Here is a 14,354-nt window from a genome sequence, read left to right as displayed (position 1 = left end):
CACGGTACTGACCCGTCTTCAGGTCAGCCTCGGGCTTCGAACACGACTTTTGGTTGCAGCCCACCCGTCCCATCCGGCACGCCCAGGCCGAGCATGCGCCCTTCCTCGCTGAGCACCACCACCGCGTCGCTCTCCTGGTTGGCTCCCGGGGTGATCCGCCGTCCGCAGCTCCAGTCCTCCTGCTCACGGGCGGATAGGCGCCGCTGCGGGAGGTGCGCGAGGGCGTCCTGCGGAGGAAGCAGAGGTAGCGCCGGTGGATCTGTCGCGGTGGCCCCCGACTCTGGCCGCTCTGGCAGGGGGATCGCCTGCGCGTCTTGAAACCCAAGGGCCTGGGTGCGGCGCAGGCTGGCCAGGCAGCCCCCACAGCCCAGGTTCTGGCCCAGATCTCTGGCCAGCGAACGGATGTAAGTGCCTGCTGAACAGTGCACTTCAACGCGCAATTGCCCCTGTTCCGGGCACCAATTGAGGAGGTGCAGGTGGTGAATCGTGATGGCGCGCTCCGGCAGATCCATCTGTTCACCGCGCCGCGCTCTGGCATGGGCGCGTTCGCCATCCACATGAACGGCTGAGACCTGCGGCGGGCGCTGTTGGATGAGGCCGCGGAATGGGGCAAGCGCCTGCTCCAGCTCGGTGCTGCTCAGGGCCGGCAAGGGCTGGCGTGAGCTGATCTCTCCCTCAAGGTCATCAGTGTTGGTGGTGATGCCCAGCTGGATCACTCCCCGGTAGGTCTTCTCGCCGGGGAGATAGGGCAGCAAGCGGGTCGCCTGCCCGACGGCGATCGGCAGAACTCCTGTCACCGCTGGATCCAGGGTGCCGCCATGGCCGACCCGTCGGATGCCGAGCAGGCGCCGGATCCGAGCGACGCAGGCGTGGGAGGTGAGGCCAGCCGGCTTGTCGATCACGGCAAAGCCAAGGGGCGCAGTCAACGGCAGGGCAGGAATGGTGCAGGGTTTCGACTGTGGCACCTGGCTCGCACGTAAGTTTGCCGGCATCAGCAGGCAGGTCATGCAGCCAGAGATTGCGACCGGAGACGTGACGATCCAGGAGTTTCTGGGCAGTGGTTTTTCAGTGAAGGATCACCTCGCCTCCTATCTCTCCCTGTCAAAGGCTGAGGTGGAGCAGCGGCTGCCTCAGAGCAAGGAGGATCTGGCGGCCATGCATCCCGGTGCTTTTGATCCCGAGCGCGCGGAGATGTTTTATGAAGACACTGTGGGCACAGGCCACTTGCTCGAGTTGGCGGCTTGGCATCTCAGCAGTGCTGATTACATCGCCGACACCCTGCACCTGCAGCAACAGTTCGCCCATGGGGATGTGCTGGATTTCGGAGGGGGCATCGGCACCCATGCCCTCGCGGCCGCTGGGTTGAGCGACGTTCGGCACGTGTGGTTTGTGGATCTCAATCCCCAGAACCGCGCGTTTGTTGCCCAGCGCGCGGCAGCGCTCGGTCTTGAAGATCGGCTCTCCGTGCATCGCGATCTCGAGAGCCTTCCCGGTCAGAGTTTCGACACGGTGGTTTGTCTGGATGTGCTGGAGCATCTGCCCGATCCGGCCGGCCAGCTGATGGAGTTTCATCGCCGCCTACGGGCTGGTGGACGGGCCGTTCTGAACTGGTATTTCTTCAAAGGACATGAGGGTGAGTACCCCTTCCATTTCGACGATCCAGAGCTTGTCGACAGCTTCTTCCGTTGCCTCCAAGGGCATTTTCTGGAGGTCTTCCACCCCTTGTTGATCACAACCAGGGTCTACCGTCCGCTCGAGACCTGAGCAATCCGATGGCGCAGTCCCAGGGCCAAGGACGTTGGCTGATCAAGCTGATCGTCTTGAAAAAAGTCCTGCTCGCGCTCGTTCTGTTGGCGATCAGCCTTGCTGCGTTCTTCGGTCAAAGCCACTACGCCGAACTGTCGGATTTCGCCCAGACCTGGGGACAAGCCGATCGCGAACTGCTCTCCCACATGGCGGAGAAGGGCACTGTTCTGGGTCCCACGCGCCTGCTGCGGCTGGCGGTTGCATCCTCGGTGTACTCCGGGCTGATCCTGTTGGCTGCTTGGGCCACTTGGACCGGTCGGCATTGGGGTGAGTGGCTCCTGGTGGGTGTGCTCGCGCTGGCTCTGCCACTGGAACTTGCCCATCTGTTCCATGAACCAAGCCCCAGAACGGCGATCGTCCTGGGGCTCACGGTTCTCGGAATGGTCGTCACCTTGAAACAGGCGATGCGTTCATCCCGGAATCACTCGACTGCGCCGTTCAGCCGGCTGCGGTGGCCACGTTGATGCGCTTGCGATTGCGCAGGCCGCGACGGATGGTTTCGAATTTCACCACGCCGTCGGTCAGAGCGAACAGGGTGTCGTCTTTGCCCTGGCCAACATTCACACCGGGGAGAACGGATGTGCCGCGCTGGCGGATCAGGATGGATCCGGCGGTGACGCTTTCGCCGCCATAGGCCTTCACGCCGAGGCGCTTGGAATTGGAATCGCGTCCGTTGCGGGTTGAACCTGTGCCTTTCTTATGTGCCATGGGGTGGGTGAAGTTTGTGAAGGGGCTGAGGGTGGTTCGAATCAGCTGATGGACTTGCCGCCGACGGAAATGGACTGAACCATCACCCGGGTGAGTTCCTGCCTGTGACCATTCTTACGACGGGTTTTCTTCTTGGGTCGCATTTTGTAGACGATCACCTTGGGGCCGCGGCGATGGGCCATCACTTTCAGCTCAACGCTGGCGTCCTTCACATAGGGCTTGCCGAGGGTTGTTCCCTTGGCGTCCTTCACGAGGAGCACGTTGTCGAGCGTGACCGTGGCATCGACATCAGCCTGAAGGCGGTCGAGGTCGTAATAACGGTTGGGTTGCAGCCAGAACTGCTGACCTGAGGCCTCAACGATGGCGTAGGTGCCGGTGTCGGGAGCGGGGGATTGGCTGGTGCTGGTTTCGGCCATGAAACGAAAGGACGCGGTCAGGCTCGGTGAACCGATTTGGCCTGAACCGCAATCGAAAGACAAACAAAGATCTTCGGCCTTCGCTGTCCCCTTCGTCAAGATTCAGCTCAGGACCCTGCGCGGTGGATGGCCCGTCCAGCACTCACGATCGCTTTGCTTCTCACCACAAAGGAGCTTGTGGATGCTTGTACGCAGTGGCTGCCCGTGAACCGTTACAAGCCTGTGGATCTGCACCAGGCCGCCTCCGGTGAAGGACTTCTCGAAGTCCTGGCCCATCAGCGTGAAGCGGTGGATGCGGTGGTCATTGAGCAGTCGCTTCTCGACGAGACCACCCGCGAAGGTCTGCGTCGCGGCGGGTTGCTCTTCCCGGCTGTGGTGGTTGGAGAACTGATGGGGCGGGTGGACTACCACCCGGAGGAGGTGCATCTTCCTGTGGATCAGCTTGAGCAGCTGGGATACAACGTGGACGCCGCCATTTCCCGGTTTCTGCGCCAGGGCCAGAAGGAAGCAAGGCCGGAGGATGGATCGGATGCGAACGCACCGTCCTCCGCCGAGAGCGAAAGCAGTGCGTGGAAGCTCTCGAGCCGTCTTCAGGAGCGCCTGGGCTACCTGGGTGTGTTTTACAAGCGGGACCCATCCCGTTTTCTGGCCAACCTCCCCCCTGATGAGCAGCGGGAGCTGTTGCGGTCCCTGCAGCGCACCTACCGCGATCTGCTGATCAGTTACTTCCGTGATCCGGCCGCAGCCAACCAGGCCCTGGAGAGTTTTGTGAATACGGCCTTCTTCGGCGACCTGCCCATCACCCGCACTGTGGAGATCCACATGAATCTGATTGACGAGTTCTGGAAGCAACTCAGACTTGAAGGGCACAAGAACGATTTTCTTCAGGACTATCGGCTCGCTCTGCTCGACGTCATGGCCCATCTCTGCGAGATGTATCGGCGCTCCATTCCCCCCGAGGTCGCTTTGGCGGTCCCGTCAGAGCAACGCCGCTCCCTGATGGATTCGGAGGTGTCCTCATGAGCCCACGGAAGACCTACATCCTCAAGCTCTACGTGGCTGGGAACACGCCCAACTCGATGCGTGCTTTGAAAACCCTGCGCAACATTCTTGAAACGGAATTCAAAGGCGTTTACGCCCTCAAAGTGATTGACGTTCTCAAGAACCCGCAGCTGGCGGAAGAAGACAAGATCCTGGCCACACCGACGCTCTCCAAAATCCTGCCTCCTCCGGTGCGCCGCATCATCGGTGATCTATCGGATCGGGAGAGGGTGCTGATCGGTCTGGACCTTCTCTACGACGAACTTGCCGACAACAGCCTCACATCGACGCTGATGGATGCGTTGGAAGATGCAGACACAACGGATTCAGATTCTTAAGCCAGACCGTGTGCTTGACCGTTTGCTTCGTTTTTCTCTTTAGCGTTTCTCCATAAGCTCGCCATCATGCAGATCTCCAGCTCCAGTGGTTCGCCACAGATGCAGGTTCAGAAGCTCCCAACAGGGATTGAGGGCTTCGATGATGTCTGTCAAGGCGGTCTGCCGATCGGTCGCAGCACCTTGATCAGCGGAACGTCCGGAACTGGTAAGACCGTTTTTTCGTTGCACTTTCTGCACAACGGCATCGCTCACTTTGATGAGCCGGGAATTTTCGTCACCTTTGAAGAGTCGCCCCTCGATATCCTGCGCAACGCCGCCAGCTTTGGTTGGAACTTGCAGGAGATGGTGGAGCAGGACAAGCTCTTCATCCTTGATGCATCACCCGATCCCGATGGTCAGGATGTGGCCGGAAGCTTCGATCTGTCGGGTCTGATCGAACGCATCAACTACGCCATTCGCAAATACAAGGCCAAGCGGGTGGCCATCGATTCGATCACGGCGGTGTTCCAGCAGTACGACGCGGTGTTTGTGGTTCGTCGTGAGATCTTTCGCTTGATCGCCCGTCTGAAAGAGATTGGTGTCACCACGGTGATGACCACGGAGCGGATCGACGAGTACGGCCCGATCGCTCGCTACGGCGTTGAGGAATTCGTCTCCGACAACGTGGTGATTCTGCGCAATGTGCTCGAGGGCGAGCGTCGCCGGCGCACGGTGGAGATCCTCAAGCTCAGGGGAACCACGCACATGAAGGGGGAGTTCCCTTTCACCATGGGAGCCCATGGCATCAGCATCTTCCCCCTCGGAGCGATGCGCCTCACCCAGCGCTCCTCGAATGTGCGGGTCAGCTCCGGAGTGCCGCGGCTCGACGAAATGTGCGGGGGTGGCTTCTTCAAAGACTCCATCATTCTCGCCACCGGTGCCACCGGAACCGGCAAGACCCTGCTGGTGTCGAAGTTCATCGAGGATGCCTGCCGGAATAAAGAGCGGGCCATCCTGTTCGCCTACGAGGAATCACGCGCCCAGCTGCTGCGTAACGCCACCAGTTGGGGCATCGACTTCGAGCAGATGGAGCAGGACGGGCTGCTGAAGATCATCTGTGCCTATCCCGAGTCGACAGGTCTGGAAGATCACCTGCAGATCATCAAAACCGAGATCAGTCAGTTCAAGCCCTCGCGGATGGCGATTGACTCGCTCTCTGCTTTGGCCCGTGGCGTCAGTCACAACGCCTTCCGCCAGTTTGTGATCGGTGTGACCGGTTATGCCAAGCAGGAGGAGATCGCCGGATTCTTCACGAACACCTCCGAAGAGTTCATGGGCAGCCACTCGATCACGGATTCCCATATCTCCACCATCACCGACACGATCCTGCTTCTGCAATACGTGGAAATCCGTGGGGAGATGGCCCGGGCTCTGAACGTGTTCAAAATGCGCGGCTCATGGCACGACAAAGGGATCCGCGAATTCGTGATCACGGGCAATGGTCCTCAGATCAAGGACTCCTTCTCCAATTTCGAGCGGATCATCTCCGGCGTTCCCCATCGCGTGACCACCGACGAGCGCAGCGAACTCCTGCGCATTGCCCGGGGCGTGGATCCCGATGCCTGATCAGGCTTCTCGCTGCCGTTCAGCCTTCCACTGCAATTCGTCGGGATCTTCCTGAGCCAGCGGTAGATCAAACCAAAAGGTAGTGCCGACATCGGGTTCACTGGCCATGCGGATTTCGGTTCCATGCTTTTCGAGGATGCCGCGCACGATCGACAGGCCCAGACCGGTCCCCACTTCTGTGTGCACGGCATTTTCAACTCTGTAGAAACGCTCGAAGATCCGCTGTTGATTGTCGGGATTGATGCCGTAACCGGTGTCGCAGATCTCGACGCGCATGCGCGGAAGCGGTGAAGCGAGTGGGCAGGTTGGCCCTTCGCTTTCCGGGTGCGCTGGTGTCATCTGGCAACTGTCTGGCCAGGTGTAGGCACGGATCATCAGCTGACCGCCTTTGCGATTGAATTTGAGAGCGTTGCCCACAAGGTTGTCGAGCACCTGGAGCAGCAGATCCCAGTTGCCCAGAATGTCGGGGAGGTTTGGATCCGCCTCAAGGCTCAGTTCCACTTGCTTGTCGGATGCATTGAGCTGATAACTGCGCAGGGTTTGCTCCAGTCCTGGACGGACTTCAATCGGCGCGAAGGTGACGCTGCGGCTGGATTCCAACCGCGATAGATCGAGCACATCATTCACCAGTCGCGTCAGGCGATCGGTTTCAGCGTTGGCAATGCCCAGAAACTCGTGTCGGTCTTCGTCGCTGAGCAGATCCCCCATGTCATGCAGGGTTTCCACGTAGCTCTTGATGTTGAACAGAGGCGTACGCAGTTCGTGGGACACGTTGCTGATGAAGCGGCTCTGAGCCGCGTTCAACTCCACTTCGCGGGTCAGGTCCTGGATCGTGACCGCCAAGCCTTTCAGGGTTTCTCCACTGGGTTCCCGCACAGCTTGCAGAACGAAACGGAGGGTTCGTGCTGGATCACCGATGCTGCTGCGCAGCTCGTTGGTGTCGGTGCGGTTGCTCGAGACGGCCTCGAGTGGCTCATGCAGTTCGACGGCGAGGAGCTCGGGGAGTTCGTTGAGAAAGTCTTTCCCCTCGAGGTTGCGTCCTTCCCAGCGGAAGAGACGCCGAGCTGTTGGATTGGCGAGCACGATCCGTCCATCGCCATCGAGGAGAACGGCGCCATCCGCCATGGTGGCGATGAGCGAGGCCTGTTTCACCTGCGCGGCTTGCAGTTCCTCGATGTTGGCTGCGTCGTAAACCTGCAGCTGGGAAGCCATGGCGTTGAAGCCATCCAGCAGTTCGCCAAGTTCACCGCCCACGGGGAGGCCGATACGGGCGCGGAAGTCGCCATCGGCGATCGAGCGCACGCCGCGAAGCAACTCCTTCACCGGTCGGGTGATGGTGAGGGCGTTGAACACGGCCCCCAGGATCACCAGCACCCAGATGGAGATGAACACCGCCACCGTTACCTCCCGGGTGAGGGCCGCGCTCGCGAGAGCCGTTTCGTTGGGGTTCACCCCGAGGGCCAACACACCTAGATAGCGGTCTTGTTCCACAAGGGGAACGAACACATCGGTGACCAGGCCCTGGGGGGTGATGTGCTGCCGCACCAGTGGGTTCTTGGGGCGGTTGCGCATTTCCGCGGGGAGCTCCAGGCGTCGATTCAGGCGGAGATCACCATCTGAGGTGCTATCGCTTCCGCTAATGGGAATCCCCAGGTAGACGATTCCTTCCGGATCGGCGAAAAAGATGTAGCGGAGGCTTCGGCTGGATCGCCAGAACGTTTCGGCCACATTGGCCAATTCCCGATCGCGCCCTTCGGCGACGAGTTCGCTCACATTGCCCGCGAGTAGGAGCCCGAGATCCCTGGCATAGCGGGTGTCGTTCATGGCGGCATCGCGCTGGATGCCATTGAGCGCGAAGAAGGTGATGCCCGTCATCATCAGGCTCACCACCAGGGTGGCCACCGCCAGCAGTTTGGTTTGAAGGCTGAATTCGGCCCACCAAGCGCTAATGCGCTCTTTCCAGTTTTGGTCGTCACTGGGCTTGGAGTCGATCACCGCCCATGAGGCCCGGCCATCGTTCGAGGCCGTCGCTGGTTCGCTGGCCATGGCTCCGACTTGCGTTGGCTGAGCCTAAGACCGGCGCACCTGATGACCAATGTCCCTGCGGTATTGCATTCCTCTGTAGTCCACCGTTTCCAGGGCCTGGTACGCGCGAGCAAAGGCCTGGTCGAACGTGTCAGCTTGGGCCACCTGGGTCAGAACCCGCCCTCCACTGGTGAGCAGGCGACCGTCTTGATCCCGGCGGGTCCCGGCGTGGAACAGCTGGCGCTGGGGATCGTCATCCGGCTCCAGGCGAATCACATCCCCTTTTTTCGGTGCGTCGGGGTAGCCCTCGGCGGCGGTCACCACGCAGGCGCTGCAGGCCTCGGTGATGGTGAGCGCTGGGGCCAGATCCAGGCATCCCAGGGCGCAGGCCTGAAGCACCTGGGCCAGTTCCGGCCCCATCAGCGGCATCAGGGTTTGGCACTCCGGATCCCCAAACCGGCAGTTGAATTCGATCACCTGGGGGCCGGTCGCGGTGAGCATGAGGCCGGCGTAGATCACACCCCTGTACTGAATGCCGCGGTTGCGCAGGGCACGCAACGTTGGCGTGAGCACCTGCGCCCTCACCTGCTCGAGGTCGGCGGCGTCGAGGAGCGGGGCTGGGGCATAGGCGCCCATGCCGCCGGTGTTGGGACCCCGATCTCCTTCGAGCAGACGTTTGTGATCCTGGGCGGGGGGGAGCAGCACCATGCGTTCGCCATCGCAGAGGGCGAACACGGAGACCTCAGGTCCTTGCAGACGTTCTTCGAGCACCAGGCGTTCGCCGGCGCTGCCGAACCGGCCTGCGAAGGCCTCCTGGATCGCTGCTGCAGTGGCCTCGATGGTCTCGGCCACGGTGACCCCCTTCCCGGCGGCCAAACCATCAGCTTTGACGACCAAAGGCCGCTGCAGGCGATCGAGCACGGCCAGTGCTTCGGGGAGTTCCGAGACAGCCCAGTGCCCGGCAGTGGGAATTCCTCCCTCCTGCATCAGTTGCTTGGCCCAGGCTTTGCTGGCCTCCAGTTGTGCACCATCGGCACCCGGTCCGAACACCGCCAGTCCGGCTTCCCGCAGGCGATCGGCCACCCCAGCGGCCAGGGGGGCTTCCGGGCCGATCACCACGAGATCGATGGCATGGTCGCGACAGTGCGCGATCAGGCCGTCGGCATCCAGCTCGCTGATCCCGAGAGCGCGGCAGCCTTCCAGATCCAAGGTGCCGCCGTTGCCCGGGGTGACCCAGACCTCGTTGACCCCTGGGCAACGGCGCAGCGCCCAGGCCAGGGCCTGCTCCCGGCCGCCACCGCCCACCACAAGCAGGCGGTGCAGGGGGGGCAGGGACTGAGGACGGGGGCTGGAATGGGCCATGGAGGCAGGCGTGATGGTCGAAGACCCTTAGGTTTGAACGCCCGATCACGGTCGACGATCGTGATCGGATCCATCCATCTTTGTTGAGCGCCTGCCGGCCCATGGGTTTTCTTCCCCTGTCCCTGACGCTTCTGCTGGCGGCAACCCCGATTCCGGTGGAGGAGCCACGGCTTCAGAACGATGCGGCTCCGGTGCTGGAGCAGGCGATGGCGCCGGAAGCCTTCGAGGCTGTGCTGCTCGAGGGCGATCTTCCTGCGTTGGAGCTGGCCTGTGCGGATGCCGCTCAGTTCGGGCTGGAGGAGCGATTGCGCTTGTTGCGCAATCGCTTGATGGAGGTAGCACCGGCTCCCCAGCCCTTTGCGGTGGTGATGGCCAACGCTCGGGCGCTGATGCAGTGCAAGGCGCCCGACAGTGTGCCTGTGGTGCTCAGTCGCTACGGCCCAGCGCCAGGCCAGCAGCGCAGGGAGTGGCTGCTGCTCTCCTGGCGTGCGGCCGCTGCGGCTCTGGATCAGGAGCGGGCGATCCTGGCCCTCCTGCGCCTGGCTGAAGGCGATCCTTCCCGACTGGAGGCTGAAGCGCTTGTGGTGGGGCTGGATGATGGCGGGCAGCCGTTAACGCGGTCTGGTCTTGATGTGCTCGCGGATCACCAGATCGCCAACGGCGACGCAGCTGAGGCTGTGATCACCCTGCTGGCTGGGCGTCGTACCGGAGAGGCAGCTGCCCGCCGGCTTGGTTTGGCGTCCGAGCTGTTGGGTGAGCTGGAACCGGAGCGCAGCGGGCCGCTGTTGGAAGCGGCTTTGGATCAGGCGGCTGCTGTGCAGGCCTGGAATTTGGCGGAGGATCTTCTCCAACTCCAGCTGACGCTGGAGTTGGAGAACGGCGGCAGTGGCGATCGTCCGCGCGAGCGTCTGCGCCGCCTGGCCACGCGGGTGGATGATCGCTTCACCCTCTTGGATCTCGACCGCGATGCGCCGGTGTTGACGCCGGGTCAACGGGAGCAACTGGATCAGGAGCTGCGCTCCCCGCGCGCGCCGGGAGGGCATGCTGCACTGGGAGAATCAGAGGCGTTCGAGGCCGACGCGACCGTTTTCTCCGCACAGCCATGACCCTGTCCCACGGCGAGCTCCTTTACGAAGGCAAAGCCAAACGCATCTATGCCAGCGCAGACGCCCAGCAGGTTTTGGTGGAGTTCAAGAACGACGCCACCGCTTTCAATGCCCAGAAGAAAGCCCAGCTCGAGCACAAGGGCCGACTGAACTGCCAGATTTCGGCCTGCCTGTTCGAGCTGCTCGAGCGCCATGGCATCCCCACGCATTACGTGGGTGTTGCCGATGCCACTTGGATGGTGGTGCAGCGTGTGGAGGTGATCCCGATCGAGGTGGTGCTGCGCAACACGGCCACCGGTTCGCTGTGCCGAGAAACCCCGATCCCCCAGGGCACAGCCCTCGATCCCGCCCTGCTCGACCTTTATTACAAAGATGATGCGCTGGGAGATCCGCTGCTCACAGATGCCCGGATCGCCCTGCTTGGTGTGGTGAGTGCGGAGCTACGCCAGCGCCTGGAGGCGCTGGCCCGTCAGGTGAATGCTGTGCTGCAGCCGTTTTTCAAAGACCTGGGCTTGCAGCTGGTGGATTTCAAGTTGGAACTGGGCCTGAATCAGGCCGGTGAGCTGCTGGTTGCTGATGAGATCAGTCCTGATACCTGCCGCCTCTGGGACCTCAGCAGCACCGATGCCAATGAGCGCATTCTCGACAAGGATCGATTCCGCAAGGATCTCGGCGGCGTGATCGAGGCCTACGGGGAGGTCTGCAAACGGGTACAAGGGGCATGCCCAGAACCCAGGAACTGCGGGTAGGTTCTCCAGACGTTTGTGGCCTGCCCGGCCGACTTCCGTCTCCCCCATGGTGACCTTCTCCTCCCGCCGAACCAGGACAACCGTTCGGCGGAGCGTTCTTGGAGTGGCGCTATCGCTGCCGCTGATGGCCCTTCCGGCCAGGGCGCAGGCGGAGGCTGAAGCAGTTCAAGTTGAGGCCTCTGAAACCGAAGCGGTTCAGGCCGGCGGTGACTCTGGAGAAGTTGAGGTCGAGCAGAGCACGACTGAAGAGATCGACGTGACGCCGGCGGCGCCGGCTCAAACCGCGCCTGCTGAGCAAGCACCTGCGGCAGAAACGCTTCCCCAGGCTCCCGCCAGCCCCAGGGTGTTGATCACTGAGGTGATCATTGAAGGCATCGCCGACCATCCGGAGCAGGAACGTCTCGAGTTGGCGGCCTACGACGCGATGAGCGTGCGTCCGGGCAGCCGGGTGACCCGGGAGGAGCTCAAGCTCGACCTCGACGCCATCTATGCCACTGGTTGGTTTTCCGATGTACGCATCGAGCCGATCAACGGTCCGCTCGGTGTGCAGCTGGTGGTGCAGGTGGTGCCCAATCCGGTGCTCACCCGGGTGGAGCTGGAGCCAGACGACAACAAAATCGAGCCGGAGGTGATCGAGGACACGTTCAGCTCCGACTACGGACGCACGCTCAACCTCAACGAGCTGCAGCTGCGCATGAAGGAGCTGCAGAAGTGGTATGCCGACGAGGGGTATTCCCTGGCCAGGGTCAGTGGGCCGACCCGTGTCAGCCCTGATGGTGTGGTGCAACTCAAGGTGTTGATCGGCACCGTTGATGGCGTCCAAGTTGAGTTCATCACCAAGGAAGGCGAAACCACCGACGACAAGGGCGAGCCGCTGAAGGGCAAAACCAAACCCTGGGTGGTGACCCGCGAAATTTCGATTGAGCCGGGCGAACCTTTCAACCGCAAACAACTGGAAGAGGACATCAAGCGCCTCTACAGCACCTCGCTGTTCAGCGACATCAAGGTGACCCTCAAGCCTGTGGCTGGGGAGCCGGGCAATATCACCATTGTGCTCGGCATTGTGGAGCAATCCACTGGTTCTCTCTCCGGTGGTTTGGGTTACAGCCAGAGCCAGGGTGTGTTCGGTCAGGTGCAGCTCTCGGACAGCAACCTGTTCGGCCGTGCGTGGAATCTGGCGCTCAATATCACCTATGGCCAGTTCGGCGGGCTCGCCAACTTCACCTTCACCGATCCGTGGATCAAGGGAGACAAGCACCGCACATCCTTCCGGACGTCCATCTTTTTGAGCCGGGAAGTTCCCCAGGTGTTCCAGAGTCAGAACGAGGGTGACATCGTCACCGTGACGGATTACGAGGACAACAACTCCAAGTACGCCTACGACATCAGGAATGACAACAACCCTGCAGACCGGCGCTTCAACAATGTGGCCCAGGCCAGCAAGCAGTTCCCCGAAGAGAGCTGGTTTGATTTCGAAGGGGATTCCGTCGCCCTGCAGCGGGTGGGAGGCAACATCATTTTCGCCAGACCTCTCAATGGGGGGGATCCGTTCAAGAAGGTGCCCTGGCAGGTGCTTGCCGGTGTGAATCTCCAGAATGTGCGGCCGATCAATTTCAACGGCGACACCCGCCCCTACGGCGTGCCCAGCGGCAACATTCGCGACGGCCGCATTCCCAACGACGAGGTGATTTGCGTTGCCTTTGATTGCGCGGACGAAAACAACCTGGCCAGTGTGCGTTTTGCGGCCACTTACAACACCCTCAACGATGGGCGCAATCCCACCTCCGGCAACTTCTTCAGTTTCGGCACGGAGCAGTACGTGTCCATCGGAGCGAATTCACCAACCTTCAACCGCTTCCGCACCACTTATACCCACTTCATTCCTGTGAAGTGGCTCAAGTTGTTCAAGGGATGCCGACCCAAACCCGGTGAGAAGGAGAACTGTCCCCAGGCGCTCGCCTTCCAGGTGAAGGCCGGCACGATCGTGGGGCAATTGCCCCCCTACGAAGCCTTCTGTTTGGGTGGTTCCAACTCGGTGCGTGGTTGGTTCGACTGCGACCTGGCGGTGGGCCGCAGTTTCGGTGAAGCCACGATCGAATACCGCTTCCCGATCATCAGCATCTTCTCCGGCGAGGTGTTCTTCGATGCCGGTACGGATTTCGGATCCCAGGCCAGTGTTCCAGGCAAGCCCGGTCAACTGCTCAAGAAGCCTGGATCCGGTGTTTCCCCTGGTATCGGTGTGATCGTGACCACGCCTGTCGGTCCGCTGCGACTGGAAGTGGCCAGCCAGGACTTCACCGGGGAGTGGCGCTTCAATCTTGGTGTGGGCTGGAAGTTCTGATGGTTCGCTGGCCCGTTGATTACGACGGTGCCTGGACCCTGGCGGGGCCTGTGCGCCGCAGTGGCATTGGTTTGCACAGTGGCCAACCCGTGTCGGTGACGCTGAAGCCGTCGGCCGATCCGGGCGTGTGGGTGCAGTGGTCGTCAGATGCCGCAGCCCCCGTGCGGCTCGAGCCGTCTCAGGTGCGTGACAGCCAGCTCTGCACCACCCTTGAACTTGGGGACCGCCGTTTGGCCACGGTTGAACATCTGTTGGCCGCTCTGGCGGGGTGCGGGCTTACCCATGCCCTGCTCGAGGTTGAAGGAGAGGAGATTCCTCTTCTTGATGGCTCAGCCCTTGGATGGGTGGAGGCGATCGCTGAAGCGGATCTGCAGGAGGTTTCCGGTTGGAGGCCGCAGCGCCCCATGCTCGAGCAACCGCTCGCCCTGCATCGCGGCAGCAGTGTGATCACCGCGACTCCGGCCGAGCAGTTCAGTGTTGTGGGCGTGATTGATTTCCCCCAGCCCGCGATCGGCCGGCAACAGTTCGCGTTGGAGCTCACGCCGCAGCGTTTCGTCGACGAGATCGCCCCGGCTCGTACCTTCGGCTTTCGGGAGCAGGTGGAACAGCTGCGTGCCGCTGGATTGATCCAGGGTGGAGCACTTGATAATGCCCTTGTTTGTGATGGAGAGCACTGGCTGAACCCACCACTGCGCTACCCGGATGAACCGGTGCGCCATAAGCTGCTGGACCTGATCGGTGATCTGGCGCTCGTGGGATTCCCGCGCGCGCAGGTGCTGGTCTACCGCGGCTCCCACGGTCTGCATACCGACCTGGCGGCGGCCCTGGCCGATCGTTCCCCTGTTCAGCCCTGACTG

At 61.7% G+C, this 14,354-nt stretch carries 14 protein-coding genes; 9 read left to right on the top strand and 5 right to left on the bottom strand.

Annotation, left to right across the window (positions count from 1 at the left end; genetic code table 11):
• Nucleotides 1-23: 23 nt before the first annotated feature.
• Nucleotides 24-926: a tRNA pseudouridine(55) synthase TruB gene (gene truB / locus SynBMKMC1_RS11585; RefSeq protein WP_186473447.1), complete on the bottom strand. Its 903-nt coding sequence runs from the start codon at nt 924-926 to the stop codon at nt 24-26.
• Nucleotides 927-1,005: 79 nt separating this feature from the next.
• On the opposite strand from truB, the gene SynBMKMC1_RS11580 reads away from it, so the two are divergent.
• Both SynBMKMC1_RS11580 and SynBMKMC1_RS11575 read left to right on the top strand, forming a co-directional pair.
• Nucleotides 1,006-1,764, top strand: coding sequence for a bifunctional 2-polyprenyl-6-hydroxyphenol methylase/3-demethylubiquinol 3-O-methyltransferase UbiG (locus SynBMKMC1_RS11580; RefSeq protein WP_186471860.1), 759 nt, complete (start codon nt 1,006-1,008; stop codon nt 1,762-1,764).
• Between the two features lie 8 nt (nt 1,765-1,772).
• Nucleotides 1,773-2,270: a DUF2127 domain-containing protein gene (locus SynBMKMC1_RS11575; protein ID WP_186471859.1), complete on the top strand. Its 498-nt coding sequence runs from the start codon at nt 1,773-1,775 to the stop codon at nt 2,268-2,270.
• Here the strand turns inward: SynBMKMC1_RS11575 and rpmA are convergent.
• Nucleotides 2,245-2,514, bottom strand: coding sequence for a 50S ribosomal protein L27 (gene rpmA, locus SynBMKMC1_RS11570; RefSeq protein ID WP_011933864.1), 270 nt, complete (start codon nt 2,512-2,514; stop codon nt 2,245-2,247). The genes SynBMKMC1_RS11575 and rpmA overlap by 26 nt on opposite strands.
• Nucleotides 2,515-2,555: 41 nt before the next feature.
• Nucleotides 2,556-2,930, bottom strand: a complete 375-nt coding sequence (rplU, locus tag SynBMKMC1_RS11565; RefSeq protein WP_186471858.1) for a 50S ribosomal protein L21 — start codon at nt 2,928-2,930, stop codon at nt 2,556-2,558.
• Between the two features lie 126 nt (nt 2,931-3,056).
• Here rplU and SynBMKMC1_RS11560 point away from each other — a divergent pair, with 126 nt between their 5' ends.
• The 3 genes from SynBMKMC1_RS11560 (at nt 3,057) to kaiC (ending at nt 5,914) form a co-directional block, all read left to right on the top strand.
• Nucleotides 3,057-3,953 carry a circadian clock protein KaiA gene (locus SynBMKMC1_RS11560; protein WP_186471857.1) on the top strand — a complete coding sequence of 299 codons (897 nt, stop codon included), beginning with the start codon at nt 3,057-3,059 and terminating at the stop codon, nt 3,951-3,953.
• On the top strand, nt 3,950-4,309 hold the full coding sequence (gene kaiB / locus SynBMKMC1_RS11555) for a circadian clock protein KaiB (protein ID WP_011933861.1): 360 nt from the start codon (nt 3,950-3,952) through the stop codon (nt 4,307-4,309). Before SynBMKMC1_RS11560 ends, kaiB begins: the two co-directional genes overlap by 4 nt.
• A gap of 66 nt (nt 4,310-4,375) precedes the next feature.
• A complete protein-coding gene (gene kaiC / locus SynBMKMC1_RS11550; protein ID WP_186471856.1) occupies nt 4,376-5,914 on the top strand; it encodes a circadian clock protein KaiC in 1,539 nt (512 codons plus the stop codon).
• Here the strand turns inward: kaiC and SynBMKMC1_RS11545 are convergent, their stop codons facing one another.
• Complete coding sequence (locus SynBMKMC1_RS11545; protein ID WP_186471855.1) at nt 5,915-7,960, bottom strand: ATP-binding protein; 2,046 nt, start codon at nt 7,958-7,960, stop codon at nt 5,915-5,917.
• Between the two features lie 24 nt (nt 7,961-7,984).
• Entirely contained in the window at nt 7,985-9,301 is a 1,317-nt protein-coding gene (purD, locus tag SynBMKMC1_RS11540; RefSeq protein WP_186471854.1) for a phosphoribosylamine--glycine ligase, read from the bottom strand.
• A gap of 101 nt (nt 9,302-9,402) precedes the next feature.
• Between purD and SynBMKMC1_RS11535 the strand changes: the two genes are divergently transcribed.
• The 4 genes from SynBMKMC1_RS11535 to lpxC are packed head-to-tail and all read left to right on the top strand — an operon-like array spanning nt 9,403 to nt 14,351.
• Nucleotides 9,403-10,407, top strand: a complete 1,005-nt coding sequence (locus SynBMKMC1_RS11535; RefSeq protein ID WP_186471853.1) for a hypothetical protein — start codon at nt 9,403-9,405, stop codon at nt 10,405-10,407.
• Nucleotides 10,404-11,156, top strand: coding sequence for a phosphoribosylaminoimidazolesuccinocarboxamide synthase (purC, locus tag SynBMKMC1_RS11530; protein WP_186471852.1), 753 nt, complete (start codon nt 10,404-10,406; stop codon nt 11,154-11,156). Before SynBMKMC1_RS11535 ends, purC begins: the two co-directional genes overlap by 4 nt.
• Nucleotides 11,157-11,202: 46 nt before the next feature.
• Entirely contained in the window at nt 11,203-13,497 is a 2,295-nt protein-coding gene (locus SynBMKMC1_RS11525) for a BamA/TamA family outer membrane protein (RefSeq protein ID WP_186471851.1), read from the top strand.
• Entirely contained in the window at nt 13,497-14,351 is an 855-nt protein-coding gene (gene lpxC / locus SynBMKMC1_RS11520; protein ID WP_186471850.1) for a UDP-3-O-acyl-N-acetylglucosamine deacetylase, read from the top strand. Before SynBMKMC1_RS11525 ends, lpxC begins: the two co-directional genes overlap by 1 nt.
• Nucleotides 14,352-14,354 lie beyond the last annotated feature (3 nt).

The organism is Synechococcus sp. BMK-MC-1 (assembly GCF_014279955.1).
In the GTDB taxonomy this organism is placed as follows: Bacteria; Cyanobacteriota; Cyanobacteriia; order PCC-6307; family Cyanobiaceae; genus Synechococcus_C.
Note: the sequence above shows the minus strand (reverse complement) of the source record. Positions and strands in the feature narration are given on the sequence as shown.

What these genes read in the sequence shown, in the direction of transcription:
- rpmA (WP_011933864.1), bottom strand. Translation starts at nt 2,514, where the DNA reads ATGGCACATAAGAAAGGCACAGGTTCAACCCGCAACGGACGCGATTCC.
- SynBMKMC1_RS11580 (WP_186471860.1), top strand. Translation starts at nt 1,006, where the DNA reads ATGCAGCCAGAGATTGCGACCGGAGACGTGACGATCCAGGAGTTTCTG.
- SynBMKMC1_RS11545 (WP_186471855.1), bottom strand. Translation starts at nt 7,960, where the DNA reads ATGGCCAGCGAACCAGCGACGGCCTCGAACGATGGCCGGGCCTCATGG.
- purD (WP_186471854.1), bottom strand. Translation starts at nt 9,301, where the DNA reads ATGGCCCATTCCAGCCCCCGTCCTCAGTCCCTGCCCCCCCTGCACCGC.
- rplU (WP_186471858.1), bottom strand. Translation starts at nt 2,930, where the DNA reads ATGGCCGAAACCAGCACCAGCCAATCCCCCGCTCCCGACACCGGCACC.
- SynBMKMC1_RS11575 (WP_186471859.1), top strand. Translation starts at nt 1,773, where the DNA reads ATGGCGCAGTCCCAGGGCCAAGGACGTTGGCTGATCAAGCTGATCGTC.
- kaiC (WP_186471856.1), top strand. Translation starts at nt 4,376, where the DNA reads ATGCAGATCTCCAGCTCCAGTGGTTCGCCACAGATGCAGGTTCAGAAG.
- lpxC (WP_186471850.1), top strand. Translation starts at nt 13,497, where the DNA reads ATGGTTCGCTGGCCCGTTGATTACGACGGTGCCTGGACCCTGGCGGGG.
- SynBMKMC1_RS11535 (WP_186471853.1), top strand. Translation starts at nt 9,403, where the DNA reads ATGGGTTTTCTTCCCCTGTCCCTGACGCTTCTGCTGGCGGCAACCCCG.
- SynBMKMC1_RS11525 (WP_186471851.1), top strand. Translation starts at nt 11,203, where the DNA reads ATGGTGACCTTCTCCTCCCGCCGAACCAGGACAACCGTTCGGCGGAGC.
- purC (WP_186471852.1), top strand. Translation starts at nt 10,404, where the DNA reads ATGACCCTGTCCCACGGCGAGCTCCTTTACGAAGGCAAAGCCAAACGC.
- SynBMKMC1_RS11560 (WP_186471857.1), top strand. Translation starts at nt 3,057, where the DNA reads ATGGCCCGTCCAGCACTCACGATCGCTTTGCTTCTCACCACAAAGGAG.
- kaiB (WP_011933861.1), top strand. Translation starts at nt 3,950, where the DNA reads ATGAGCCCACGGAAGACCTACATCCTCAAGCTCTACGTGGCTGGGAAC.